Below are 24,849 nucleotides of genomic sequence, written 5' to 3' on the forward strand. Positions count from 1 at the left end.
GCGCGTGGCGGTGCGTTCGGCAAAAGCGCAACCCCCTCACCCTCCCCTCTCCCCAGAGGGGAGAGGAAAATTGACGTGCGGATGGACCTGACATGACGACGATCATCGGGCGGCGCGCCCGTCTTCTGGGCACGGCGTTCGGCGCCCTCACGCTGTTGTCGGCCTGCGCGGTGGGGCCGGACTACGAGCGGCCCTCCGCCGCCGTGCCGCCGGCCTACAAGGAGGGCGGCGTCATCCCCGTGGCCTTCGCGCCGCCCGTCCCGCGCGACGACGGCTGGCGCCCCGCCGCCCCCGGACAGGCGGAGCCCGGACCCTGGTGGACCGTCTTCAACGATCCGGTGCTGGACGGGCTGATGCGCCGGGTGGAGGTCGACAACCAGAGCCTGAAGGCGACGGAGGCCGCCTACCGGCAGGCCAAGGCGCTGTCCGATCAGGCCCGCTCCTCCTTCTTCCCCGTGTTGTCGGTCAGTGGCGGGGCCGACCGGGCCGGCACCGTCGGGTCGGGCAACCGCAGCGTTTCCGGCACCGGCGTCAGCCGCGGCGGAACCCCGGTGACCACCTACGACGCCGGGCTGGGGGCGAGCTGGGCGCCGGACCTCTGGGGCCGCATCCGCCGCTCTGTGGAAAGCAACGATGCCAATTTCCAGGCCAGCGCCGCCGACCTTGCCGCCGCCCGCCTGTCGGCGCAGGCGCAGCTCGCCACCGCCTACGTCCAGTTCCGCGTGGCGGATGAGCGCAAGGCGCTGCTGGAGCGGGCCATCGCCGCCTACCGCCAGTCGCTGGAGATCGCCCGCAACCGCCACGCCGTGGGCACGGCGACCCTGGCCGACGTCTTCACCGCGGAAACGCAGGTCCGCTCCACCGAGTCGCAACTCGTGGCGCTGGGGGTGCAGCGCGCCCAGTTCGAGCACGCCATGGCGGTTCTGGTCGGGCAGGCGCCCGCCGCCTTCGCGCTGGCACCGGCGCCGCTGACCGCCGCGGTCCCGGCAATCCCGCCGGGTGTACCCTCCGCCCTGCTGGAACGCCGCCCGGACATCGCGGCGGCGGAGCGGCAGATGGCCCAGGCCAACGCCCAGATCGGCATCGCGGAGTCGGCCTGGTACCCGGACGTGGTGCTGTCCGGCTCCCTTACCAACAGCGCGACGATCCTGCCAAAGCTCCTCCAGGCGCCGACGGCGATCTGGGCGGTCGGGGCGCAGGTCGCCCAGACCCTGTTCGACGGTGGCACGCGAGCGGCCGAGGTGGAGCTGCGCCGCGCCGTCTTCGACCAGAGCGTGGCGCAGTACCGCCAGACCGTGCTGACCGCCTTCCAGGAGGTCGAGGACCAGCTCGCCGCCCAGCGCATCCTGGCCCAGCAGGCCGCCGTGCAGGACGACGCCGTGCGGCTGGCGCGCGAGGCGGAGCGGCTGACCCTGAACCAGTACCGGGCCGGCACCCTGCCCTACAGCAGCGTCCTGACCGCCCAGACCGCCGCCCTGTCGGACGAGGAAAGCGCCCTGTCGGTGCGGCAGAGCCGCCTGCTGGCCGCGGTGTCGCTCCTCCAGGCGTTGGGGGGCACTCCGCCGAATTTTTAATCCGGGAAAAGACCGGGCTACCCCTTTGGATTCCGCGTCGGAAGGGGTGCGGGGAAGGGGCGGCCAATCCTTTGACGAAACGGGTAAAATCCGCGCGAATGCTGGCGACGGGGGTGGTGCCGGGGCAATCCCACTGGACGGGCTAGCCCGCAATTTCAGTAACGGCACCAGGAACTTGGGATTTATCTGAGTCCCGTGCGTTCAACCCCAAAGAAAAGCAGGCGCAGCATGATCCTCGATGCTCGCTCGGTGTCCTCGGGCACCAACCTTGACGCGGACCTCTGCATCGTCGGCGCCGGCGCCGCCGGGCTCGCCATAGCCCGTGCGCTGGCCGGGTCGCGCTGGAAGATCGTCCTTCTGGAAAGCGGCGGGCTCGACCCCGACGGCCACACCCAGTCGCTCTACGCCGGCGAGAATCTCGGCCTGCCCTACGAGCGGCTGTCGACCGCGCGCAGCCGCTATTTCGGCGGCAGCACCAACTGCTGGGGCGGCTTCTGCCGGCCCTTCGAGCCGATCGACATGGAGGCGCGGCCCTGGGTGCCGAACAGCGGCTGGCCCTTCGGGCCGGAGATGCTGGCCCCCTATTACGCCCGCGCCCACAGCCACCTGAACCTGCCGTCGAGCATTTATGACAACGGCCATTGGGAACAGACCCTGGCGCCGGACGGGATCGAGCTGCTGCCGGTCGAGGGCGGCGCGCTGGAGAACCGGATCGCCCAGATCAGCGACCAGCCGCGCGTCGGCGTGACCTCCGTCGACGAGATCGTCCAGGCCGCGAACATCGCCTGCTACCTGAACGCCAACGTCACCGAATTCGAGACCAACGACTCCGCCACGGTGGTCGAGCGGGTGCGCTGCGCCGCGCTCAGCGGCGCCCGCTTCACGGTCACCGCGCGGCAGTTCGTCCTGTGCTGCGGCGGCATCGAGAACGCCCGCCTGCTGCTGCTGTCCAACCGGGTGCAGAGCGCCGGGCTGGGCAACGGCCACGATCTGGTCGGCCGCTACTTCACCGACCACCCGCGCATCAAGGCTGGCTCGGTCCGCCTGACCGATCAGGCGCGGCACCGCCGCCTCTACGACATGACGCTGACCCTGTCGCGCCGCCGGCTGAACGCCAAGCATCTGCCCGTCTCCGCCTCCCTGTCGCCGACGGTGGAGACGCAGCGCCGGCTGGGGCTGATGAACTCGCGCAGCTATCTGGTGGCGCAGTACCATGGCGAGGCGACCGCCGGGGTGCGGGCGCTGCACGACCTGCGCATGCTGATGTCCGACCGCCGCAAGTTCGGCCACGCCGAGGGCGACCTGCGCGCCCTACTGCGCGAGGCGGTGCCGCAGATCGCGCTGCACCTGCCGAACCTCGCCTACGCGCTGTTCGACAATGTGGTGAACCCGGCCTGGGTGACGCGCAGCTTCCTGCTGGAAACCATCGTCGAGCCGGTGCCCAACCCGGACAGCCGCGTGACCCTGGCGGCGGAGCGTGACGCGCTGGGCCTCAACCGGGCCGACACGGTGTGGCGCCTGACCGAGCAGGATCGCGACAACTTCCTGCGCACCAACGAGCTGGTGCGGACGGAGCTGACCCGCAACGGCCTGATCACGGTGACCGAGGCCGACCCGCAGGAGGCCGCCGAACGAGCCTGGGCGGAGCGCATCTCCTGGTGCTGGCACCATATGGGCACCACCCGCATGCACGACGACCCGAAGCAGGGCGTGGTGGACGCGCGCTGCAAGGTGCATGGGATGCACAACCTCTACATCGGCGGCAGCTCGGTCTTCCCCAGCATGGGTTGCGACCACCCGACCATCAACCTCGTGGCGCTGGCCTTCCGCCTCGCCGAGGAGGTGGCGGCCCAGCTTCAGCACGACCGCGCGGTCACGCTGGAGGGCCAGCAGGCGGCGTGAATCGCCGGTCCGGCAGGGGCGGGGAGCGATCTTCCCGCCCGCAACCCCCAATCCCCACCCCAATCCCGGTTGACCGAGAAATCAACTCAACTACTCTGGAGCCAAGAACGGTTCGAGGGACAAAAGACGTTGGGGACGGGGATGGCGGACGATATCGGGACGGGAAATCCGGACCTCATGCTGCGCTTTCAGGCCATGCTGGACACGGTGCCGGACGGAGTCGTCATCATCGACGCCGAAGGGCGCATCCAGACCTTCAACCCGGCCTGCGAGCGGCTGTTCGGCTGGACGGCGGCGGAGGTCATCGGCCACAACGTCAAGATGCTGATGCCGCCACCCTACCGGGAGGAGCATGACGGCTATCTGGAGCGCTACCACCGGACCGGGGAGCGCCGGATCATCGGCATCGGGCGCGAGGTCACCGGCCTGCGCCGCGACGGCACCACCTTCCCCATGGAACTGTCGGTCGGCGAGGCCTGCCGGGAGGCCGGCGGCGGCGGGGTCTACATCGGCATCATCCGCGACATCAGCGAGCGCAAGCGGGCCGAAACCGCCCTGCGGGAGCGCGAGGCCCGCCTGACCTCCATCCTGGAGACCGTGCCCGAGGCGATCATCGTCATCAGCGAGCGCGGCCTGATCGAATCCTTCAGCCCAGCGGCGGAGCGGCTGTTCGGCTACAGCGCCGCCGAGGTGTCGGGACGGAACGTCAGCATGCTGATGCCCTCCCCCTACCGGGAGCAGCACGACCGCTACATGGACCATTACCTGACCACCGGGGAGCGCCGGATCATCGGCATCGGGCGGGTTGTCTCCGGCCTGCGCCGCGACGGTTCGGTCTTCCCCATGGAGCTGGCGGTGGGCGAGGTGCGGTTGGCCGGGCACCGCTGCTTCACCGGCTTCATCCGCGACCTGACCGAGCGGCAGGCCACCGAGAAGCGCCTTCAGGAGCTTCAGGCGGAGCTTCTGCACGTCAGCCGGGTCAGCGCCATGGGCCAGATGGCCTCCACCCTGGCGCACGAGCTGAACCAGCCGCTGACGGCCGTCATCAACTACGCCAAGGCGGTGAAGCGCCTGCTCGACCGTCCGGACGGGGCGGACAAGGCGCGCGAGACGATGGACAAGGCCACCGCCCAGGCCGCCCGCGCCGGCCAGATCATCCGCCGCCTGCGCAACTTCATCGAGAAGGGCCAGACCGAGCACTCGGTGGAAAGCATCGGCAAGGTCGTCGAGGAGGCCAGCGCCCTCGCCCTGGTCGGCGCCAAGGAGCGCGGCGTCCATGTCCGGCTGGAGATGAGCGGCGACGAGCGGCCGGTGCTGATCGACAAGATCCAGATCCAGCAGGTCGTCCTCAACCTCGTCCGCAACGCCATCGAGGCGATGGCCGAGTCGGGGATTCGGGAATTGACGGTCGCCACCGGCCCCGACCCGGAGTCGGCGGCGCTGATGCGCGTCACCGTCCGCGACACCGGCCCCGGCCTGAACGAGACCGTCCTGGCCCAGCTCTTCCAGCCCTTCGTGACCACCAAGGAGAAGGGGATGGGGCTCGGCCTGTCGATCTGCCGGTCGATCATCGAGGCCCATGGCGGCCGCCTGTGGTTGGAACCGGGGGATGGAGGGGCCACCTTTGCCTTCACCGTGCCGGTTGCCGGAGAGGATGATGCGCCCTGAGTCCCCATTGCCGCCCGAACTTCCCCCGTCGGACATGACGGTCTTCGTCCTGGACGACGACGAGGCGGTGCGCGATTCCGTCGTGATCCTGCTGGAATGCGAAGGCTTCCGGGTCGAGAGCTTCGCGTCCCCCCTCGCCTTCCTGGAATCGGACGCGCCGTCGCGCCCCGGCTGCCTGCTGGTCGACGTGCGGATGCCGCAGATGAGCGGGCTCGACGTGCAGGAGCGGCTGGTGCAGGAGGGGCGCGGCCTGCCGGTGATCGTCATGACCGGGCACGCCGACGTGCCCCTGGCGGTGCGCGCCATGAAGGCCGGCGCCATCGACTTCGTTGAGAAGCCCTTCGACGAGCAGGCCCTGATCGGCAGCGTGAAGGCCGCCCTGGCCCGCGCCGTTCCGCCCGCGGCCCCGCAGGCGGCCCAGGCGCCGCTTCCGGCCCCGGCCGCCCCCACCGTGTCGCCAGAGGTGCTGGAGCGGCTGTCCAGCCTGACGCCGCGGGAACGCGACGTGCTGCAATGGCTGGTCGAAGGCAAGTCGAACAAGGTCATCGCCTTCGAGCTGTCCATCAGCCCGCGCACCGTGGAGATCCACCGTGCCCGCGTGATGGAGAAGATGCGCGCCGACAGCCTGCCCTCGCTGGTCCGCATGGCCCTGTCCGCCGGGATCACCCCAAAAGGGGAGTGATTCGGGCCGCCGGGCGGCGCCGGCGGCAACTGATCCACATCAAAACCACGCCCGATAAGGGGAACTCCGTATTCCGGCACCGCCGGTCGGCTTCTATCTTCCCTGTAACGCCCCACGACGGGCGTCATTCCGCGTGATTTCCGATGCTGGAGGCAGTCTTGGCCGAACCGGGCGATAGCATCGTCTACATCGTCGACGACGACGAGCCGGTGCGGGACTCGATGAAGGCGCTGCTCGAAGCCTGTGCCTTCGAAGTACGCGACTATGCGTCGTGTCAGAGTTTCATGGATCAGTACAACGGCAAGCCGTCGGGCTGCCTCGTTCTCGACCTGCATCTGCCGGTGATGAGCGGGCTGGAGTTCATCGAGCGCTTCGGCGCGAACCTGCATGGCCTGCCCGTCATCATGGTGTCGGGGCGCGGCGATCCCGCGACCTTCGCCCGCGCGCGGGAAGCCGGCGTGACCGCCTTCCTGGAAAAGCCGTTCGAGGAGGACCAGCTCCTTGACGCGGTGCAGCGCCTCCTGCCAGCCTGACCGTCCTTCTCGGTCCTGAGAGGGCCGCCGTTCCCCGGACAGGGTTCACGAGACACCGTCCGCAGCGGAGCGTGCCCATGGCGTCCGAAGACCCCACCCCCGCCCCTTGTCCGCGCTGGACGCCGTGCGCAGCCGCCGCAGCGTCCGCGCCTTCACCGCCGAGCCGGTGCCGCGCGCCGTGGTGGTGGAGATCCTCGCAGCCGCCAGCCGGGCGCCCAGCGGGTCGAACATCCAGCCCTGGAAGGTCCATGCGGTGGCCGGCGCGGCGCGCGAGGCGCTGTCGGCGGAGCTGCGCGCCGCCCATTTCGACCCGACGGACGATCAGGCCGGGGCGGAATACACCTATTACCCGACCCAGTGGTTCGAGCCCTATCTGGCGCGGCGGCGGAAGATCGGCTGGGACCTCTACGGCCTGCTTGGCATCGCCAAGGGCGACCGCGAGGCGATGGCCCACCAGCACGCCCGCAACTACGACTTCTTCGGCGCCCCGGTCGGGCTGTTCTTCACCATGGACCGGCGGATGGAGCAGGGAAGCTGGCTCGACGTCGGCATGTTCATGGAGAATGTGATGGTGGCGGCGCGGGGCTTCGGGCTGGACACCTGCCCGCAGGCCGCCTTCATCTCCTATCACCGCATCGTCCGCCGCCATCTCGGCATTCCGGACAGCGACATCCTGCTGAGCGGCATGGCATTGGGCCACGCCGACCCCGACGCGCCGGAAAACCGCCTGGAAACCGAGCGCGCCCCGGTCGCCGACTTCACCCGCTTCCACGGATTCTGACGGCTACTCCCAATCCCGGAGTGGGAGAAGGGTGCCAAGGGCACGGCCCCCTTGCGTGACGGTGCCGGTGCATTTTGAAGCACGGACGGTCGGCGCTCGCCGCCGACTGATGCCGAACACACCGATCCGGCGGCGCGGAGGGGCCATGGGCGAAGCCGCCCGGAGGGTGGAGGGGCATCCGCGCCCGCCCTGGGGCGGGGTTCCGCCGGTTCAGCTCTCGCTTTCGGAGCACCCTCGAACGTCTGAATCTGACCTAAAGCAGACCTTTATTCACGCCCATTTTGCGCTAGAAGCGCCACTTCAAGCAGCTCCATAGTTGTATAATTGTTTACAATTCCAGTCTCCGGTGATAGAAGCTCGGTAACGATTTTGAGCGGGCAAGTCTCTCTAAGACGATCCGCTTGCTGAGCAAGCCTAAATGATAATCTGACTGCAGCGCATATGGAGCAGTTACATGTGGCGATTAGTTATGGAAAATAGAGAGTGGATTTTTAGCGGGATAGGTGTGGCAGCAATAGCGGCAATGTTCAGATTTTTCCGGAACCCGAAGCCTAGTCAAAGCATCAGATCTGGATCTAATTCCACTAATATTCAGTCTGGTAATGATACCAAAATTAATAAATGAGGATTCAATATGTTTAACAAAGAAAATGTTAATCAGAACATGTTTAGTGGTGATAATTGCGTTCTCGTGCAGGCGGGGCGAGATGTTAATCTAATTATCAAACGACGCCCCCCAGACATCCGCCTTGTCAAGCTCAGTATCGAGGAATTTATTGAATGCTCACTAACTCGTCAGAAAATTACTGTCATTTTAAAGAATAACGGCGATACAACGGCTGTTTTGCTCAAAGGCATGATAAAAAGTAATGGACAGCAGACCATCAAGGACTGCAGTCATATGAATTCGGCTTTTTCACTGGTGGAATCTGACTGGGTATATGATGTGGATATTACTGAAGAAAGTCCACAATTTGCAGGAAAACACGCAATCGCTCCGAATGAAGTTGTCAGCTTCGATGTGATGGTCGGAAGGAAGCAAGGAGGACATGAGCTTACAGTTTATCGATGTTATCTACTTTTGGAATTCGACGAAGGAGAACCACTAGAAACTGACATTTTCTACTTTGGAATTTCAGGTCCCACCGAAATAGCTGGTTCATACACGCATAAAGGGCCCACGAAAGAGCAATGGGGAAAATGCTGGGCGGATAATATTAGAAGGCTCGACGCTCTCGGATACGATGCACGGTGGATTATACATCCCGAATCGGCCCCCATAATTGAAAACGTTGCACCAGGCCTGATGGAGCGAAAGGCAGACTGACAGCAGCGGATTTGCAATCAATGCCGAAGCCAACGGCGTCAAGAGTCTGCCGCATGACCGCTCCTGGCGCTGAACCGACACACGCTAATGGCTGGCCGGGGGAGCAGCCCCGACCTTTGCAACGTGGTATCCATCCTCCAATCCGGCACGGAAGGCACGCGGGAGCTGAACGGAGATTTGGCTCCAACGGCGTCGGTCACGCCCAAAAACCCAGTTGCGCCGCGTTCGCGATGTGCGTTTTCGCACAGGCGTCGGCGGGCCGTGACGGCACTCTCCAGCCGCGCCGCGAAGCGCTGGCCTGACCGTTCCATCCCGGCAGGCTCCGCGCCCCGCGTCCCGTTTCCTGCGGCTTGGAGTGTTCCGACGATGGCTCTGCTCGATGATCTTGTGGTGCAGACCGCCCTGTTTCCCCTGGTGGTCGGCGTCGCCGCCGTCGGTGTGGTCCGGCTCGCCGGCGGTCGCACGCGGGGGCCCCGGTTGGCGGCGGCGGGTGTTGCCGCCGCCTTCCTGGCGGCCTACGCGCTGATCGTCGGCCTGCCGGCCCTGCCGCCGCCCTCCAGTATGGGCCGCCTGTTCTGGAGCGCGGTGGCCGGTCTGGTCATCGGCGTCGGCGCCGACCTCGCCGGGCTGGACCGCCGCCGCGGCACATGGCTGCTCGGCGCCTGGGTGACGGCGTCCTTGCTGTGGATCGCCCTGCCGGTGCTGCCGGGCAGCCTGGACACGATCACGGCCGCGGTCCTGCTGCTGGCCGGCGGCTGGATCGCCCTGTCACGCACCGCCGGCGAGGGCGAGGGAGCGGCGACGCCCGGCGTCGCCCTGTTGGCCGCCGCGGTGGCGGTGGGCGGGGTGGCGCTGGTCGGCGCCTCGGCCTCCGTCGCCCAGCTCGCCTTCGCGCTGGCTGCGGCCACCGGTGGCCTGCTGCTGTGGAACTGGCCGGTGGAGCGCCATGCCTGGGGCAACGCCGGTCAGGCGGCGCTGGGCATCCTGGTGCTGCTGGCCGCCACCCTGACCTTCTTCTCCTCCGCCCACGCCGAAGCCCTGCTGCTCGTCCTGCCGGCCTTCTTCGCCGACCGGCTGCGCGACCGCCTGCCCCTGCCGCGCACCGCCGCGGGCCGGGCCATGGGCACCGTGGCGCTGACCGCCATCGCCCTGGTGCCGGCCGTCGCCGCCGTGGGCGTCGCCTTCCTGCTCTCCGCCGGTTCCGACGTGTCCGGCTACTGATCCACCCCCTTCATCCCGTTCCATCCGACAAAGGACTTCCGAATCATGAAGCGTCTTCTCTCCGTCGCCGCCCTGTCCGCCCTCGTCGCCCTGCCGATGACCGTCCAGGCCGCCCCGGTCGCCTACAAGCTCGACCCGGCCCACACCGCGGTGGTCTTCATCGTCGACCATCTGGGCTTCTCCAAGGCCGTGGGCAGCTTCAACACGGTGGCCGGCGAGCTGGCCTTCGACAAGGACGCCGCGGACAAGAGCAGCCTGTCGGTGACCATCGACACCGCCAGCATCGACACCAACCACGCCAAGCGCGACGAGCATCTGAAGTCGCCGGACTTCTTCAACGTGAAGGAGTTCCCGAAGCTGACCTTCAAGAGCACGAAGATCGAGAAGACCGGGGACAAGACCGGCAAGCTGCACGGCGACCTGACCCTGCTGGGCGTCACCAAGCCGGTGGTCCTCGACGTGACCTTCAACAAGGACGGCGTCAGCCCGGCCAGCAAGCAGGAGACGGTCGGCTTCTCCGCCCGCGGCACGATCAAGCGCTCCGACTTCGGCATGAAGTACGGCGTGCCGAACATCGGCGACGACATCCAGATCATCATCGAGTCCGAGGCGGTGAAGGCGTAAGGCGCGCCGTCAATCCTCCTCCGCCGCCTGCCGGACCCGCTCCCGCAGGCGGCGGGTGTCGAGCAGGACCAGCGCCCCCCGCCGCTTTTCCAGCAGCCCGTCGCGCTCCAGGGCGCTCAGTTCCCGCGAGACCGCCTCGCGCCGGGTGCTGACACGGGCGGCGAGGTCGGCGTGGGGCGGCGGCGGGGAGATGGTGGCGCTGTGCTCCCCCCGCCCGTCCGGCCGGGCCAGCCGCAGCAGCTCGGCGTAGATGCGGTGGCGCACGTCCAGCGTGTTGAACTCGTTCACCCGCGTGGCGAGCTTCCGGATCTCCCCGGCCAGCAGCACCATCACCTGGTCGCAGACGTCAGGGTGGCGGTGGATGCAGTCGCGGAACAGCGGGGCGGGCATGCAGGCGACCGTGGCGTTGGTCACGGCGACGATGCCGGCGGAGCGGGCCTTGCCGTCGATGGCCGCCAGCTCCCCGAAGAATTCCCCGGCGGGAATGTCGCGCAGGATCACCGTTCGCCCGGAGATCGCGCGGATCGTCACCCGGACCAGACCGGCGGCGACGACGAAAACGTCGGTGCCCTCATCCTCGAAATCGATGATCCATTGCCCGGCCTCCACCCGGCGCCAGAGGCAGCGGTCCTCCAGCGCCCGCAGCTCGTCGGGGGACAGGGAGCGGAACAGCGCCGCCCCGGCCAGCGTTTCGCTCCGGCGCCTCATGAACGGGTGTGGATGTCCGGCTGTGGCATGGCGCGGGATGATCTCATAGGATGCCAAGGGACGCCACGCAGAAGCCGAGACCCACAGCCCGAGTCCGCCGACCGACATGACGACCGTCCCATCCGCCGCCCGGCCCCGTTCATGACCGGGACCCGTTCATGAAACGCCGGATCGAACGCCCGTTGCGCCTGTTCACCGGCCTGACGCTGTTCACCTTCGTCATCACCCATTTCCTCGCCCACGCCGCCGGGCTGCTGCTGCTTCCGGGGATGGAGGTGGCGCGCCGCACCTTGCTGTGGGTGTGGGACACGCCGCCGGGGCAGGCGCTGCTCGCCGGCTCCTTCGTCACCCACGCCGGGCTGGGTCTGTGGGCGCTGTACCGGCGGCGCCACCTGCGCATGCCCGCCGGGGAGGCGTGGCAGCTCGGACTCGGCCTGTGCATCCCGCTGCTGCTGATTTCGCACGGCATGGCCGGGATGCTGTCGGACGACCTCTACAACGACCCGCTGACCTACCCGCGGGCGATCGTCCTCTACTGGATCACCGCGCCGGAAACCCTGCTGTGGCGCCAGCTCCTGCTGCTGGTGATCGTGTGGGTCCATGGCTGCATCGGGGTGCGGGGCTGGCTGATGACGAAGCCCTGGTACCGGCGCCGCGCCTCGCTGCTCGGCGCCTTCGCCATGCTGCTGCCGCTGCTGGCGCTGGCCGGGATCGTCAACGCCGGCTGGGACGCCGAGCGCCGGGCCGCCGCCGACCCCGCCTATCTGGAGCAGTTCCGCCCGCCCCCCGCCGGCACGCCGGAGGCGGAGAACCGCGCCGCGCTGGCGGCGATCAGCGGCGGTGTGTTCAACACCTACGTCCTGCTGCTGGTCGGCACGCTGGGATTGCGGCAATACCGCAACTGGCGGGCGCGCGCGACCAGCCCGGTGCGCATCGCCTACCCCGGCGGGCGCACGGTCACCGTCCCGCGCGGAACCTCGGTGCTGGAGGCCAGCCGCGCCAACGGCATCCCGCACACCGCGCTGTGCGGCGGGCGGGGGCGCTGCTCGACCTGCCGCATCCGCGTGACCGAGGGGGTGGACGCCCTGCCGCCGCCCAACGCCACGGAACGGGCGGTGCTGGAGCGGATGAAGGCGCCGCGCGCCGTCCGTCTCGCCTGCCAGCTCCGCCCGGTGGCGCCGCTGTCGGTGACGCCGCTGCTGTCGGCGCGGGACAACGGCCGCACCTTCGCCGTCACCGCCCCCATGGACAGCGGGCGGGAACTGGCGATCACCGCGCTGTTCGTGGATTTGCGGGGATCGACCTCGCTGGCGGCGGAACGGCTGCCCTTCGACGCCCTGTTCATCGTCACCCGCTATGTCCAGGTGGTCACGGATGCGATCCGGAAGCATGGTGGCTACGTCATCGCCATCGCGGGCGACGGGGTCATGGGCATGTTCGCCAACGAGGACGACCCCACCGCGGCGGCGGCCAGCGCGCTGCGCGCCACCGCCGACCTGTGGCGCGACATTGAGGTGCTGAGCCGCGACCTCGCGGAGGAGCTGGACCAGCCGCTGGCCTTCGGGGCCGGGGTGCATTCCGGCCTCGCCGTGGTCGGGGCGGTGGCCTGTTCGGAGGACGGGTCGCTGCAATTCATCGGCGACACCGGCAACGTCGCCGCAAGGCTGGAGGAGATGACCAAGACGCTGGGCGCCACCGTGGTCTTCTCCGACGCGGCCGCCGAACTGGCGGGGCTCCGGCAGTTGGAGCACCTGGAGCGCCGGGAAGTGGCGATCCGGGGCCGCGACGGCACGCTGGGGGTCCGGACGGTCCAGCGACAGGAGGATTTGCGGTCGCTGCTGGAGGGGGCTGGCGCCTGAAGAAAAAACCCCCGCCGAAAGGGCGGGGGTTTTTCGGTTCATCAGAGCAAGTGGGCCTGGGTCAGGACCTCGTTGCCGCCGCGCCAGATCATGTCGAGCGCCACGTATGTGATGATGGCGAGGCCGATCCAGCCGATCCAGCGGTGCTTGTGCAGGATGTGGGCGATCACGTTGGCCGCGGCCCCCATCAGGATGACCGACAGCAGCAGGCCGAGGACCAGGACCGTCGGATGGTCCTTGGCGGCCCCGGCCACGGCCAGAACGTTGTCGAGCGACATCGACACGTCGGCCACCACGATATGCCAGACCGCCGCGCCGAAAGTGGTCGTCGCCACCGCCGCACCGACCGCGGCGTCCCCGGAGCCGGAGCCGGTTGCGGCCAGCGCCTCGTCGGGCGTCACCTCGTCCGCCCCTCCGGAGCGCAGCTCGCGGAACATCTTCCAGCAGACCCACAGCAGCAGCACGCCGCCGGCCAGGGTCAGCCCGATGATGGCGAGGAGCTGGGTGGTGATCAGCGCGAAGAAGATGCGCAGGATGATGGCGGCGCCGATGCCCCAGAAGATCACCTTGCGGCGCTGCTCCACGGGAACGGCGGCGGCGGCCATGCCGACCACGATGGCGTTGTCGCCGGCGAGAACGAGGTCGATGGCAACCACCTGCCCAAAGGCGGTGAGCTGCGACCAGAGATCGACGCTTTCCATATGAAAATCTCTTCGAAGGCTTCGGTTGGGCTCAATTGCGGTGTGCGGTCATCTTTTTTGTTGGGGCTTGCGCCTGAAACAGCGGCCCTGGGGGTTCTGTCGCACGAATCCAACCACGGCGCAGCAGGTTTGGCGTGCAGCGGTGGGTTGCAACGGATGTGGGTGCGGGATCAATCCGGCGCGCGCAGCCGATAGCCGACACCGGTCTCAGTCAGGATGTGCGAGGGCCGCTCCGGCTCCGTCTCGATCTTCTGGCGGAGCTGGCGGACGTAGATGCGCAGATACTGCACGTCGGTGTCCGCACCCCAGACTTCCTTCAGGATGAAGCGGTGGGTCAGCACCTTGCCGGCATGGGCGACCAGCAGACGCAGCAGGTCGTACTCGCGGGGCGACAGCTTCACCTCGGCACCGCGAACCGTCACGATCCGCCGGACCAGATCGACGGCAAGGTCGCCACTGCGGAACAGCGGGCGCTCCCCCTGCTGCTGCAGGCGGTGGCGCAGGGCGGCGCGGATGCGGGCGAGAAGCTCGTCCATGCCGAAGGGCTTGGTCACGTAATCATCGGCGCCGAGGTCCAGCGCCTCCACCTTCCCCGCCTCGTCGGCGCGGCTGGACAGCACGATGATCGGGGCGGCCACCCCGTCGGCACGCAGGCGGCGGATCACCTCCAGCCCGCCGATCCCCGGCAGGCCGAGGTCGAGAACGAGCAGGTCCGGCGGACGCCGCCGCACCGCCTCCAGCGCGCCCGCCCCGTCCTCCGCCTCGGCGATGTCGTAGCCCTGGGCGGACAGGGTGGTGCGCAGGAAGCGACGGATCGGCGGTTCGTCGTCCACCACCAGGACGCGCAGCGGCAGGGTGTCCGACCTCATGGTGTCCCCTCTTCCTCAAGGCTGGGACCCTCAAGGCTGGGAAGGGCGGCGGCGGCGGGCATGGTCAGGGTGAAGACAGCGCCGGAGCGGTCCTTGCGGTTGCCGGCGGCGATGGTGCCGCCCATCGCCTCGACGAAGCCGCGGCAGATGGCCAATCCCAGCCCGGTCCCGGCGCGCTGCCGGTCCTGGGCCTGGACGCGGTAGAACTTGTCGAAGATGCGCTCGACATCCGCCGCCGGGATGCCGTCGCCCTCGTCCCGCACCTCGATGCGCACCCGACCGTCCTCCCGCGACGCTCCGACCTGGATCAGCGAGCCTGTTGGCGCGTATTTGGCCGCGTTGTCCAGCAGATTGAAGAGAACCTGTTCGAACAGCACGTCGTCCGCCTCCAGCATCGGCAGGTCGGCGGCCAGATCCACGTCCACCCGGTGCCCGGCCAGGATGCGCCCCGCCCGCCCCAGCGCGCTGCCCACCGTCTCGGCCAGATCGACCGGGCCGGTGCGCGGACGGATGGCTCCCGATTCCAGGCGCGTCATGTCCAGCAGGTTGGCGATGAAGCGGTTCAGCCGCTCCGCCTCCTCCTGGATGGTGGCGGCGAGGTCGCGGCGCGACGCCTCGTCCATCCCGGCGCCGTAGGCGGTCAGGCTGGTCGCCGACCCCAGGATGGAGGCCAGCGGCGTGCGCAGGTCGTGGGAGATCGAGGTGAGCAGGGCCGAGCGCAGCCGCTCCGTCTCGGCGGCCAGACGGGCACGGTCGACATCCTCCGCCAGGGTGACGCGCTCGATGGCGAGTGCGGCCTGATCGGTCAGCGCGTCGAGCAGGCGGCGCTGGTCGGGGGTCAGCAGGGCGCCGGGCTTGCCGGTGCGGGCGGTGTCGGTGTCGATGCCGACCACCCCGACCGGGCCGCGCCCGGTGCGCAGTGGAAGGAACAGCCACTTGGCGCCGGGCAGCGTGTCCGAGCCACGCCCGGCCGGCCGGTTGTTTTCCCAGGCCCAGACGGCGGCGGCGAGGTCGGCCTCGCGCAGTTCGTCCTCCGGCGGGTAGCCGGCGCGGACGGAGACGGTGCCGCCGTCGGGCAGCAGCAGGACCACATGCACCTTCAGCATCGCCGCGATCTGGTGGGCGGTCGCCCACAGCAGGTCGTCCATGGTGACCACCCCGGCCAGCTTGCGGCTGAAGCCGTAGAGATCCTCGGTCGTCTTGGCGCGCAGCCGGGCGGTGACGGCCTGGGCGCGCACGCGGGCGGTCAGGTTGCTGGCGATCACCGCGACCACCGCGAAGAAGAACAGCGCGACGATGTTCTCCGGATCGGCGATGGAGAAGGTGTAGAGCGGGTTCAGGAAGAAATAGTTGAAGGCCAGGATGCTGGCGACGCAGGCGTAGAGCGACGGCCCCAACCCGCCGGTCACCGCGCTGGTCAGCACCGCCGTCAGGAACACGAGCGCGACGTTGCTGACGTCGAGCACCTGCTGAAGCACCTCCCCGACGCCCAGCGCCAGGGCGACATAGCCGGTGGCGGCGGCGTAGGGCCACCAGGACAGCGCCGGGCGCCGGGGGGCCGCGGTGCGCACCGTCTTGGGCGGTATCGGCTCCTCGGCGTCGTCGGCGATGACGTGCACGCTGATGCCGCCGGCCTGCCGGATCAGCCGGAAGGCGATGGAGCTGCGCAGCAGCTCCGCCCAGGGGCCGCGGTGGGACTTGGCGATGACAATGTGGGCGACGTTGTTGGTCCGCGCATACTCGACCACCGTGCCGGCGACGTCGCCGCCCGGGATGGTCACCGCCTCGCCCCCCAGCTTCTCGACCAGCCGCAGCGCGTCCGCGATGCGGTCGCGCTCGGCCTCGTTCAGGCGCAGGCTGCGCGGAGTCTCCACATGCAGCGCGGTCCAATGGGCGCGCAGCCGCTCGGCCTGACGGCGGGCGTAGCGGACGACGGCGGCGCAGGCCGGGTCTTCGTTCACGCAAACCAGCAGCCGCTCCCCCGCCGCCCAGGGGCCGGCGATGGCGTGGGCCTGCATGTGGGTGAGCAGCTGGTCGTCCACCCGCTGGGCGGTGCGGCGCAGCGCCAGCTCGCGCAGCGCCGTCAGGTTGCCGGGGGAGAAGTAATGGCGGATCGCCCGCTCGGCGGTGCGCGGAACGTAGACCTTGCCGTCCTTCAGCCGCTGGATCAGATCGTCCGGCGTGATGTCGATGACCTCGATATCGTCGGCCCGGTCGAGGATGGAGTCCGGCACCGTCTCGCGCACGCGGACGCGGGTGATCCGGGCGACGACGTCGTTCAGGCTCTCCACATGCTGGATGTTCATCGTCGTGTAGACGTCGATCCCGGCGGCGAGTATCTCCTCCACGTCGAGGTAGCGCTTGGCGTGGCGGCTGCCGGGGGCGTTCGTGTGGGCCAGTTCGTCCACCAGAACGATGGCCGGGCGGCGGGCGAGGATGGCGTCGAGGTCCATCTCGTCGAGCCGACGGCCCTTGTACTCGACTTTGCGGCGGGGAAGGACCGTCAGGCCGGCGAGCAGCGCCTCGGTCTCGCGCCGGCCATGGGTCTCGACCACGCCGACCACCACGTCCACCCCGTCGCGCCGCTTGGCCTGAGCGGTCAGCAGCATCTCGTAGGTCTTGCCGACGCCGGGGGCAGCGCCCAGGAACAGCTTCAGCCGCCCGCGCCCTTCCCGCGCCGCCGCGCGCAGGAGCGCTTCGGGCGAAGGCCGGGCGGCGGCGGCGGTTCGGTCGTTCGGCATCGGAGGGCGGCTTTCGGAACGGATCGACGGCCCCGTCTCCTCCCCCGCCCGTGCGGGAGAACGGACGGGGCCGCCTGTTGACCTTCAGCTAATGCGTCGCCGCGGCGGCGTCGAGGGCGAGATTGAGCCGCAGCACGTTGACCACCGGTTCCCCCAGCGGTCCGAGCAACGAGGGCTCGGTGCTCATGGTGACCAGGGCGCCGACCTGGACCTCCGACAGACCGCGGGCGCGGGCGACGCGGGGGACCTGGAAGTCGGCGGCGGCGGGCGACAGATGCGGGTCGAGGCCGCTGGCCGAGGTGGTCACCAGCTCGACCGGCACCGGGGCGTTGGGATTCTCGGCCTTCAGCCGCTCCATCTCCTCCCGCACCCGGTCGGCCAGCGCCTGGGACGTCGGGCCGAGGTTGGAGCCGCCGGAGGCCGCAGCATTGTAGGGCGCCGGCACGCTCTTCGACGGATCGGCCGGGTCCGGCCCCAGCGTGGCGGAGGGCCGCCCGTGGAAATAGCCCTCCCCGGCGAAGCCTTGGCCGATCAGAGCGGAACCGACGACCGTTCCGTTCCGCTCGATCAGGCTGCCGTTGGCCTGATGCGGGAAGACGGCCTGGGCGATGCCGGTGACGGCCAGCGGGTAGATCAGCCCGGTCACCACGGTCATCGCGGCGATCATGACGAGGGCGGGGCGCAGTTCCTTCAGCATGGCGGGGTCCTCACACGAGTCCGATGGCGGTGACGAGCAGGTCGATCAGCTTGATCCCGACGAAGGGCACGATCAGGCCGCCCAGCCCGTAGATCAGCAGGTTCCGGCGCAGCAGCCGGGCCGCGCCCACCGCGCGGTAGGCGACGCCGCGCAGCGCCAGCGGGATCAGCGCGACGATGATCAGCGCGTTGAAGATGATCGCCGACAGGATGGCGCTCTCCGGGCTGGCCAGCCCCATCACGTTCAGGGCGCCCAGCTGCGGGTAGAAGGCCAGGAACATGGCGGGGATGATGGCGAAGTACTTCGCCACGTCGTTGGCGATGGAGAAGGTGGTCAGCGCGCCGCGGGTCATCAGCAGCTGCTTGCCGATCTCCACGATCTCGATCAGCTTGGTCGGGTCGCTGTCCAGGTCGACCATGTTGCCGGCCTCGCGGGCGGCGACGGTGCCGGTGTTCATCGCCACGCCGACGTCGGCCTGGGCCAGCGCCGGGGCGTCGTTGGTGCCGTCGCCGCACATGGCGACCAGCTTGCCCCGCGCCTGCTCGTCGCGGATCAGCCGCAGCTTCATCTCCGGCGTCGCCTGGGCCAGGAAATCGTCCACCCCGGCCTCCGCCGCGATGGCGGCGGCGGTCATGGCGTTGTCGCCGGTGATCATCACCGTCTTGATGCCCATCTGGCGCAGCGCCGCGAAGCGCTCCCGGATGCCGCCCTTGACGATGTCCTTCAGGTGGATGACGCCGAGCAGCCGGCCGTCGCGGGCGACGGCCAGCGGCGTGCCGCCGGACTTGGCGACGCGTTCCGCGATGGCCTGGACCTCGCGCACCGCCGCCTCCAGGGCGGGATCGGGGCGGAGCACGGTGACGGTGTTGCCCTGGTGGGCGGCGCCCGTACCGAGCGCCCGCACATGGGCCAGCACGGCGTCCACGGCGCCCTTGCGGATGATCACGCCGTCGCTGTCGATGCCGCTCAGCCGCGTCTGGGCGGTGAAGGGCACGAACTGGGCGTGCAGCCCGGCCATGTCGCGGGCGCGGATGCCGTACTTCTCCTTCGCCAGGACGGTGATGGAGCGGCCCTCCGGCGTCTCGTCGGCCAGCGAGGCGAGCTGGGCGGCGTCGGCGAGGTCGCGGTCGGCCACGCCGGAGATCGGCAGAAACTCCGCCGCCTGCCGGTTGCCCAGCGTGATCGTGCCGGTCTTGTCGAGCAGCAACGTGTCCACGTCGCCCGCCGCCTCGACCGCCCGGCCCGACATGGCCAGCACGTTGAAGCGGACCAGACGGTCCATGCCGGCGATGCCGATGGCCGACAGCAGCGCGCCGATGGTGGTCGGGATCAGCGTGACGAACAGCGCCGCCAGGACCAGCACCCCGACCGACCCGCCGGCGTAGGCGGCGAAGCTGGGGATGGTTGCCACGGCGATGACGAAGATGACCGTCATGCCGGCCAGCAGGATGTTCAGCGCGATCTCGTTGGGCGTCTTCTGCCGCTGCGCGCCCTCGACCAGCCCGATCATGCGGTCGAGGAAGGTGTTGCCCTGGGCGGCGGTGATCCGCACCTTGATCCAGTCGGAGATCACCTGCGTGCCGCCGGTCACCGCCGAGCGGTCGCCGCCGGATTCACGGACGACCGGGGCGGATTCGCCGGTAATCGCCGCCTCGTTGACGCTGGCCACGCCCTCCACCACCTCGCCATCGGAGGGGATGAGGTCGCCCGCCTCCACCAGAACGAGGTCGCCGGGCTTCAGGAGGGTGGCCGGAACGCTCTCCCAGCCCTCGCCCGCCAGCCGCTTGGCGGTGGTCTCCATGCGGGTGCGGCGCAGGCTGGCCGCCTGGGCCTTGCCGCGGCCCTCCGCCACCGCCTCCGCGAAGTTGGCGAAGAGCAGGGTGAACCACAGCCACAGCACGATCTGCAGGGAGAAGCCGATCCCCCCAGCGCCGGTCAGCCCGGCGCCCGTCAGGAGATCGCGCAGGAACAGCAGCGTGGTCAGCGCCGCCACCACCTCCACGCAGAACATCACCGGGTTGCGGGCCATCAGCCGCGGGTCGAGCTTGCGGACGGAGCCGGCGACGGCGGGCAAGAGGATGGCCGGGTCCAGCAGCGTGGAGGCCGGAGTCCGGGTGGCGGTTTTCGAATGGGTGTCCATGGAAGGTCCCCGGTCAGAAAAGGAGGCCGGCGCGCATCGCCAGATGCTCGGCCACCGGGCCGAGGGCGAGCGCCGGGAAGAAGGTCAGGCCGCCGACGATCAGGATGACGCCGGCCAGCAGCCCGACGAACAGGCCGCCATGGGTCGGGAAGGTGCCGGCCGAGGCCGCGCTGCGCGTCTTGGCGGCGAGCGAGCCGGCGACCGCCAGCATCGGCACGATGACCAGGAAGCGGCCCACCAGCATCCCGGCGGCCAGCGTCAGGTTGTACCAGAGCGTGTTGCCCGACAGCCCGCCGAAGGCGCTGCCGTTGTTGGCCGCTGCCGAGACGTAGGCGTAGAGCGCCTCCGAAAAGCCGTGTGGCCCGGCGTTGGCAAGTGCGGCAAGGCCGGTGTCCAGCACCACGGCGAAGGCGGTGCCGCCCAGCATCATCAAGGGCAGGCAGAGCACGGCGAGCATGGTCATCTTGACCTCCTTCGCCTCAAGCTTTTTCCCGAGATACTCCGGCGTGCGCCCGACCATCAGCCCGGCGACGAACATGGTGACGATGGCGAACAGCAGCATGCCGTAGAGGCCGGCTCCGACGCCGCCGACGATGATCTCGCCCAGCATCATGTTGACCATCGGCACCATGCCGCCCAGCGGCATGAAGCTGTCGTGCATGGCGTTGACCGCGCCGCAGGAGGCCGCCGTGGTCACCGCGGCGAACAGGGCGCTCATGGCGATGCCGAAGCGGGTCTCCTTGCCCTCCATGTTGCCGGCCGCATCGTCCAGCCCGAGGGCGGCGAAGGCCGGGTTGCCCTGGGCTTCCGCCCAGTAGACGGCGGCGACGCCGATGAAGAACAGCAGGCCCATGGCGGCCAGGATGGCCCAGCCCTGCCGCTCGTCCCCGGCCATGCGCCCGAACAGGTTGGTCAGCCCGGCGCCGATGGCGAAGATCGACAGCATCTGCATCAGATTGGTCAGGGCGTTCGGATTCTCGAAGGGATGAGCGGAGTTGGCGTTGAAGAAGCCGCCGCCGTTGGTGCCCAGCATCTTGATCGCCTCCTGCGAGGCGACGGGGCCGAGCGCGATGGTCTGCTTGACACCCTCCAGCGTGGTGGCGTCCACCGTCCCGGCCAGCGTCTGCGGCACGCCCTGCCACACCAGGAACAGCGCGTAGAGCAGGCTGAGCGGCAGCAGCAGGTAGAGCGTGCCGCGGGTCAGGTCGGTCCAGAAATTGCCGACCGTCCGCGCCCCGGTGCGGGTGAAGCCGCGGACCAGCGCCACGGCCAGAGCGATGCCGGTCGCCGCGGAGACGAAGTTCTGCACGGTCAGCCCGGCCATCTGCACGAGGTGGCTCATCGTGCTTTCGCCGCCGTAATTCTGCCAGTTGGTGTTGGTGACGAAGCTGGCGGCGGTGTTGAAGGCGAGGTCGGCGGGGACCGCGGCCATGCCCGTGGGGTTCAGGGGCAGGATGCCCTGCAGGCGCTGCATCGCGTAAAGCAGCAGCAGGCCGGCGACATTGAACAGCAGCATGGCGACGGCGTAGGTCACCCAATGCTGCTCCGCCTTCGCGTCCACCCCGGCCAGCCGGTAGAACCCGCGCTCGATGGGCCCGAGCAGCGGCGAGAGCAGCGTGCGCTCCCCGTTGAACAGCCGCGTCATGTAGCCGCCGAGCGGGCGCGCCACGGCGGCCACGAGGGCGGCAAAGAGCAGAATGTGAATCCAGCCGCTGACGGTCATGGGAGTCTCCTCAGAACCGTTCGGGGCGGATCAGGGCGTACACGAGGTAGCCCAGCAGCCCGGCGGCGACGAGGCCGCCAAGCGCGTAATCGACGATCATGGCCCGCCCCCCTCACAAGCGGTCGCAGGCGTGCACATAGGCGATGGACGCGGCGAAGAAGGCCGCGGTGATCGCCAGCGCGATAATGTCCAGCATGGTTGCCTCCGGGGCGCGTCCGGAGAGCCGGGCGCGCGTCAGCGTGGATCGGATGCCGGCACGGCTGTGTCCGGCACGATCAGGCTGCGCCCGATGCGCGTATAGATTCGAGGGGGGTGGAGAGGGGCGGAGAATATAAAGCGCGTATACGACGGGATGTTAAGCATTTGAAATGGTGAGGTTCTTTCCCCCACCCCAGCCCTCCCCCGCTGCACAGGGGAGGGAGACTATGCGAAGCGGCGGCAGTCCCCTCCCCTGCGATAGCGGGGAAGGGTTAGGGTGGGGGCACCGTCAGCACAGCGACACGCCCTCCTCACCCGCCCGGCATTTCCTCCATCCGGCGGAGAAGCAAATCGCACGGCCCCTGGAGATGCTCCCGCATCAGGAACTCCACACGCCCGCTCTGGCGGCGGGCGATGGCGTCGAGGATGCGACGGTGCTCCTCATTGTACTGGCGCAGGGTGGGGCCGTCCTTCTCCATCTCCAGGACGTCGTAGATCTTGGGGACCCGGTAGACGGTCTGGAAGGAGCGGTTGAACAGCCCGCTCGGCACCAGCCCCATCAGGGTGGTGTGGAAGCGCTGGTTCAACAGGCGCCACTGCTCCAGCGCCTCTCCCTCCAGCGGGCTGTCGCCGGATATCAGCGCCTCGGCGCGGTCGAGGCCGTTGCGCAGCGCCCGCTCCACGTCGAGCGGCAGGCCGCGCTCCGCCACGATGCGGCAGCCGTGCCCCTCCAGGAGGCTGCGCATCTCATAGCTCTCCAGAAGATCGCGCCGGGTGAACTGGCGCACCGTGTAGCCGCGGTTGGTCTCGTAGGTGACCAGCCCTTCCCGTTCCGCCGCCACCAGCGCCTCGCGGATCGGGGTCCGCGACACGCCGAACTGGGCGGCCAGCTCCGCCTCCTTCAGCTTGGTGCCGGGGAGCAGCTTGCCCTCCAGCACCCGGTTGCGCAGGGCGGTCATGATGGAGCCGACCTGCTCGGACCGGACGGTCCCGGTCGCCTTCTCATCGCTGAACGGGGTCACGGTGTCCTCCGGCCGGGGCTTCAGGCGCCGGCGGTTGGAAAATGGCGGGGCAAGGGACTGCGTTCTATCGGCGGCGCAGGAATCGCACAAGCAGAACGCTCATCAGGATCGTCCCGAACAGCCGCAGCGTCTGCAAGGTGAGTATGAAGGGCACGTCGGCGGCGCTGCCCAACGCCACCACCGTCACCGAATCCAACCCGCCGGGGCTGGTCGCCAGATAGGCGGTCAGCGGGTCCTTGCCGGTCAGCGTGACCAGCAGCCAGGCGGAGCCGAGCGACATCGCCACCAGACCGAAGGTGGACAGCAGCATCAGCGGCACCGACGCCACCAGATCGCGCAGCAGCTCCCGCCGGAAGCGCAGGCCGGTCGTCCAGCCGATGATCGTGAAGGCGACTGCGATCAGCCAGGACGGCGAATCCAGCACCACCAGCCCGGTCATGTTGAGGGTGCCGCCGAGCAGGATCGGGCCGAGCAGCGGCCCCGCCGGAAGCCGTGTCACGGTGCCGGCCCATCCGCCGGCCAGCGCGACCGCCACCAGCGCCAGCGTCGAGGCGACGGAGGCTGACGGTGCGGGAACAGCGCCGGGAACGGCGATTGGCGTGGGAACGCTGCCCAGCAGGAAATGGCAGACGAGCGAGGCCAGGACGACGACCACGATCACCCGCAGATACTGCATGACGGCGACGAAGCGCGGGTCGCCGCCGAAATCGCCGGCCATGGCAATCATCGCCGGGGCGGCGCCCGGCATGGTCCCCCACAGGGCGGTGCCGCCGGGAAAGCGGCCCGACCGCTCCAGCAGCCAGCCGACCAGCACCGCGCCGGCCAGCATCGTGGACAGCGCCATCAGCATGGGGAACCAGTGCAGCGCCACGTCGTGCAGGATGGTCACGTCCATGGACCGGGCGACGACGCCCCCCGTCAGCGCCTGGGCCAGCCAGGAGAAGCGCTTGGGCAGTTCGATGGAGGCGCCGCGCACCCCCAGCAGGATCGCCGCCGCCATGGGGCCGAGCAGCGTCGCGCCGGGAAGGCCGGCCACCATGAACAGGGCGGTGAACAGGAGGGTCGCCCCCACCAGCAGGCACCACTGGAGGGGATTGGAAAGGGGCATCATGTCGGCAGATTGCTCAGGGGCGCGCCCGCCGGTCGGCCGCGGGCGCGCCACCGCTCCATACAGTTCGGATGGACAGGTCGGATGGGGTCAGGGACGAAGGAACGGGATCAGGCGGCCACGGCCTCGGCCTGCTTCTCGACGTAGGCCATCACCTCCGCCACCGGCAGCACGTCGCCGTACTTGGCGTTCATGTCGAACAGGGCGGAATCGTGCGGGGCCTGGTGGCGGTCGCCCACGCATTCGGCGGGGACGATGACGCGGAAGCCGTGGGACACCGCGTCCACCGCCGTGGCCCGCACGCAGCCGCTGGTCGAGCAGCCGGTGAGGATCACCGTGTCGCACTCCATCACGCGCAGCATGGTGCTGAGCGGCGTGCCGAAGAAGGCGGAGGAATGGTGCTTGACCAGCACGACGTCCTGCGGCTCCGGCGTCACGCGGGCGTCGAACTCGGCCAGCGGGTTGTCGGCGGTGAAGGCGCGCAGCGCCGGGATCTTCTTGACGAACATGCCGCCCTCGGTCCCCGCCGCGTCATAGACGACCTTGGTGTAGATGACCGGCAGGCCGGCGCGGCGGGCGGCGGCGTAGAGCGGCACGCTGGCGATCGTCGCGTCCACCACCCCTTGCCCGAAGAACGGAGCGCCGGGCTGGGTGTAGAAGTCGATGAAGTCGATGGAGATGATGGCGGCCTTCCGCCCGAAGCCGATCCGGTTCTGGAAGACGCCGGAATAGTTGTCCTTGAGTTCGTCGGTGACGCTGAACATAGGATGA

General features: G+C 69.1%; 21 protein-coding genes. 10 read left to right on the top strand and 11 right to left on the bottom strand.

Annotation, left to right across the window (positions count from 1 at the left end; all coding sequences use genetic code 11):
- The first annotated feature begins 92 nt into the window (after window positions 1-92).
- The 9 genes from ABAZ39_RS26085 (at window position 93) to ABAZ39_RS26120 (ending at window position 10,312) form a co-directional block, all read left to right on the top strand.
- Window positions 93-1,574, top strand: a complete 1,482-nt coding sequence (locus ABAZ39_RS26085) for an efflux transporter outer membrane subunit (RefSeq protein ID WP_051658558.1) — start codon at window positions 93-95, stop codon at window positions 1,572-1,574.
- A gap of 228 nt (window positions 1,575-1,802) precedes the next feature.
- Window positions 1,803-3,476 carry an FAD-dependent oxidoreductase gene (locus ABAZ39_RS26090; RefSeq protein WP_040136951.1) on the top strand — a complete coding sequence of 558 codons (1,674 nt, stop codon included), beginning with the start codon at window positions 1,803-1,805 and terminating at the stop codon, window positions 3,474-3,476.
- Between the two features lie 177 nt (window positions 3,477-3,653).
- Window positions 3,654-5,144 (top strand): PAS domain-containing sensor histidine kinase, encoded by a 1,491-nt coding sequence (locus ABAZ39_RS26095; protein WP_040137323.1) that lies wholly within the window; start codon window positions 3,654-3,656, stop codon window positions 5,142-5,144.
- On the top strand, window positions 5,134-5,826 hold the full coding sequence (locus ABAZ39_RS26100) for a response regulator transcription factor (RefSeq protein WP_063922725.1): 693 nt from the start codon (window positions 5,134-5,136) through the stop codon (window positions 5,824-5,826). The genes ABAZ39_RS26095 and ABAZ39_RS26100 overlap by 11 nt, the downstream gene beginning before the upstream one ends.
- A gap of 158 nt (window positions 5,827-5,984) precedes the next feature.
- On the top strand, window positions 5,985-6,359 hold the full coding sequence (locus ABAZ39_RS26105; protein ID WP_051141058.1) for a response regulator transcription factor: 375 nt from the start codon (window positions 5,985-5,987) through the stop codon (window positions 6,357-6,359).
- 106 nt (window positions 6,360-6,465) lie between these two features.
- Complete coding sequence (locus tag ABAZ39_RS26110) at window positions 6,466-7,140, top strand: nitroreductase (RefSeq protein ID WP_040136954.1); 675 nt, start codon at window positions 6,466-6,468, stop codon at window positions 7,138-7,140.
- A 634-nt stretch (window positions 7,141-7,774) separates the two neighbouring features.
- Window positions 7,775-8,467 (top strand): hypothetical protein, encoded by a 693-nt coding sequence (locus tag ABAZ39_RS35830; protein WP_144243637.1) that lies wholly within the window; start codon window positions 7,775-7,777, stop codon window positions 8,465-8,467.
- A 366-nt stretch (window positions 8,468-8,833) separates the two neighbouring features.
- On the top strand, window positions 8,834-9,688 hold the full coding sequence (locus ABAZ39_RS26115; protein WP_040136956.1) for a hypothetical protein: 855 nt from the start codon (window positions 8,834-8,836) through the stop codon (window positions 9,686-9,688).
- Window positions 9,689-9,733: 45 nt separating this feature from the next.
- The gene (locus tag ABAZ39_RS26120; protein ID WP_040136958.1) at window positions 9,734-10,312 is read left to right on the top strand and encodes a YceI family protein; all 579 of its coding nucleotides are present in this window, start codon (window positions 9,734-9,736) and stop codon (window positions 10,310-10,312) included.
- 9 nt (window positions 10,313-10,321) lie between these two features.
- Here ABAZ39_RS26120 and ABAZ39_RS26125 read toward each other — a convergent pair whose 3' ends face one another.
- Window positions 10,322-11,020 carry a Crp/Fnr family transcriptional regulator gene (locus ABAZ39_RS26125; RefSeq protein ID WP_051658559.1) on the bottom strand — a complete coding sequence of 233 codons (699 nt, stop codon included), beginning with the start codon at window positions 11,018-11,020 and terminating at the stop codon, window positions 10,322-10,324.
- Between the two features lie 158 nt (window positions 11,021-11,178).
- Here ABAZ39_RS26125 and ABAZ39_RS26130 point away from each other — a divergent pair, with 158 nt between their 5' ends.
- Window positions 11,179-12,879: an adenylate/guanylate cyclase domain-containing protein gene (locus ABAZ39_RS26130; protein WP_040136960.1), complete on the top strand. Its 1,701-nt coding sequence runs from the start codon at window positions 11,179-11,181 to the stop codon at window positions 12,877-12,879.
- Between the two features lie 41 nt (window positions 12,880-12,920).
- Here ABAZ39_RS26130 and ABAZ39_RS26135 read toward each other — a convergent pair whose 3' ends face one another.
- The 10 genes from ABAZ39_RS26135 to ABAZ39_RS26180 all read right to left on the bottom strand — a co-directional run bounded on the left by ABAZ39_RS26135 (window position 12,921) and on the right by ABAZ39_RS26180 (window position 24,842).
- Complete coding sequence (locus ABAZ39_RS26135) at window positions 12,921-13,580, bottom strand: TerC family protein (protein ID WP_040136962.1); 660 nt, start codon at window positions 13,578-13,580, stop codon at window positions 12,921-12,923.
- A 170-nt stretch (window positions 13,581-13,750) separates the two neighbouring features.
- On the bottom strand, window positions 13,751-14,449 hold the full coding sequence (locus ABAZ39_RS26140) for a response regulator (RefSeq protein WP_040136964.1): 699 nt from the start codon (window positions 14,447-14,449) through the stop codon (window positions 13,751-13,753).
- Window positions 14,446-17,190: a DUF4118 domain-containing protein gene (locus tag ABAZ39_RS26145; protein WP_040136966.1), complete on the bottom strand. Its 2,745-nt coding sequence runs from the start codon at window positions 17,188-17,190 to the stop codon at window positions 14,446-14,448. The genes ABAZ39_RS26140 and ABAZ39_RS26145 overlap by 4 nt, the downstream gene beginning before the upstream one ends.
- 88 nt (window positions 17,191-17,278) lie before the next feature.
- Window positions 17,279-17,887 carry a K(+)-transporting ATPase subunit C gene (locus tag ABAZ39_RS26150; RefSeq protein ID WP_040136968.1) on the bottom strand — a complete coding sequence of 203 codons (609 nt, stop codon included), beginning with the start codon at window positions 17,885-17,887 and terminating at the stop codon, window positions 17,279-17,281.
- A 10-nt stretch (window positions 17,888-17,897) separates the two neighbouring features.
- Window positions 17,898-20,027, bottom strand: coding sequence for a potassium-transporting ATPase subunit KdpB (gene kdpB, locus ABAZ39_RS26155; protein ID WP_040136970.1), 2,130 nt, complete (start codon window positions 20,025-20,027; stop codon window positions 17,898-17,900).
- A gap of 13 nt (window positions 20,028-20,040) precedes the next feature.
- Complete coding sequence (kdpA, locus tag ABAZ39_RS26160; protein WP_040136972.1) at window positions 20,041-21,750, bottom strand: potassium-transporting ATPase subunit KdpA; 1,710 nt, start codon at window positions 21,748-21,750, stop codon at window positions 20,041-20,043.
- Window positions 21,751-21,760: 10 nt separating this feature from the next.
- On the bottom strand, window positions 21,761-21,850 hold the full coding sequence (locus ABAZ39_RS26165; protein WP_035680142.1) for a K(+)-transporting ATPase subunit F: 90 nt from the start codon (window positions 21,848-21,850) through the stop codon (window positions 21,761-21,763).
- A gap of 409 nt (window positions 21,851-22,259) precedes the next feature.
- A complete protein-coding gene (locus ABAZ39_RS26170; protein WP_040136974.1) occupies window positions 22,260-22,970 on the bottom strand; it encodes a GntR family transcriptional regulator in 711 nt (236 codons plus the stop codon).
- A 64-nt stretch (window positions 22,971-23,034) separates the two neighbouring features.
- Window positions 23,035-24,081 carry an AbrB family transcriptional regulator gene (locus tag ABAZ39_RS26175; protein WP_040136977.1) on the bottom strand — a complete coding sequence of 349 codons (1,047 nt, stop codon included), beginning with the start codon at window positions 24,079-24,081 and terminating at the stop codon, window positions 23,035-23,037.
- A gap of 107 nt (window positions 24,082-24,188) precedes the next feature.
- On the bottom strand, window positions 24,189-24,842 hold the full coding sequence (locus ABAZ39_RS26180) for an isochorismatase family protein (protein WP_040136979.1): 654 nt from the start codon (window positions 24,840-24,842) through the stop codon (window positions 24,189-24,191).
- Window positions 24,843-24,849 lie beyond the last annotated feature (7 nt).

This window comes from Azospirillum argentinense, from assembly GCF_000632475.1.
In the GTDB taxonomy this organism is placed as follows: Bacteria; Pseudomonadota; Alphaproteobacteria; order Azospirillales; family Azospirillaceae; genus Azospirillum; species Azospirillum baldaniorum.

Excerpts from the sequence above, each read along its gene's own strand:
- kdpA (WP_040136972.1), bottom strand. The coding sequence starts at position 21,750 with ATGACCGTCAGCGGCTGGATTCACATTCTGCTCTTTGCCGCCCTCGTG.
- ABAZ39_RS26095 (WP_040137323.1), top strand. The coding sequence starts at position 3,654 with ATGCTGCGCTTTCAGGCCATGCTGGACACGGTGCCGGACGGAGTCGTC.
- ABAZ39_RS35830 (WP_144243637.1), top strand. The coding sequence starts at position 7,775 with ATGTTTAACAAAGAAAATGTTAATCAGAACATGTTTAGTGGTGATAAT.
- ABAZ39_RS26175 (WP_040136977.1), bottom strand. The coding sequence starts at position 24,081 with ATGATGCCCCTTTCCAATCCCCTCCAGTGGTGCCTGCTGGTGGGGGCG.
- ABAZ39_RS26125 (WP_051658559.1), bottom strand. The coding sequence starts at position 11,020 with ATGAGGCGCCGGAGCGAAACGCTGGCCGGGGCGGCGCTGTTCCGCTCC.
- ABAZ39_RS26120 (WP_040136958.1), top strand. The coding sequence starts at position 9,734 with ATGAAGCGTCTTCTCTCCGTCGCCGCCCTGTCCGCCCTCGTCGCCCTG.
- ABAZ39_RS26145 (WP_040136966.1), bottom strand. The coding sequence starts at position 17,190 with ATGCCGAACGACCGAACCGCCGCCGCCGCCCGGCCTTCGCCCGAAGCG.
- ABAZ39_RS26165 (WP_035680142.1), bottom strand. The coding sequence starts at position 21,850 with ATGATCGTCGATTACGCGCTTGGCGGCCTCGTCGCCGCCGGGCTGCTG.
- ABAZ39_RS26090 (WP_040136951.1), top strand. The coding sequence starts at position 1,803 with ATGATCCTCGATGCTCGCTCGGTGTCCTCGGGCACCAACCTTGACGCG.
- kdpB (WP_040136970.1), bottom strand. The coding sequence starts at position 20,027 with ATGGACACCCATTCGAAAACCGCCACCCGGACTCCGGCCTCCACGCTG.
- ABAZ39_RS26115 (WP_040136956.1), top strand. The coding sequence starts at position 8,834 with ATGGCTCTGCTCGATGATCTTGTGGTGCAGACCGCCCTGTTTCCCCTG.
- ABAZ39_RS26150 (WP_040136968.1), bottom strand. The coding sequence starts at position 17,887 with ATGCTGAAGGAACTGCGCCCCGCCCTCGTCATGATCGCCGCGATGACC.
- ABAZ39_RS26085 (WP_051658558.1), top strand. The coding sequence starts at position 93 with ATGACGACGATCATCGGGCGGCGCGCCCGTCTTCTGGGCACGGCGTTC.
- ABAZ39_RS26180 (WP_040136979.1), bottom strand. The coding sequence starts at position 24,842 with ATGTTCAGCGTCACCGACGAACTCAAGGACAACTATTCCGGCGTCTTC.
- ABAZ39_RS26130 (WP_040136960.1), top strand. The coding sequence starts at position 11,179 with ATGAAACGCCGGATCGAACGCCCGTTGCGCCTGTTCACCGGCCTGACG.
- ABAZ39_RS26140 (WP_040136964.1), bottom strand. The coding sequence starts at position 14,449 with ATGAGGTCGGACACCCTGCCGCTGCGCGTCCTGGTGGTGGACGACGAA.
- ABAZ39_RS26100 (WP_063922725.1), top strand. The coding sequence starts at position 5,134 with ATGCGCCCTGAGTCCCCATTGCCGCCCGAACTTCCCCCGTCGGACATG.
- ABAZ39_RS26135 (WP_040136962.1), bottom strand. The coding sequence starts at position 13,580 with ATGGAAAGCGTCGATCTCTGGTCGCAGCTCACCGCCTTTGGGCAGGTG.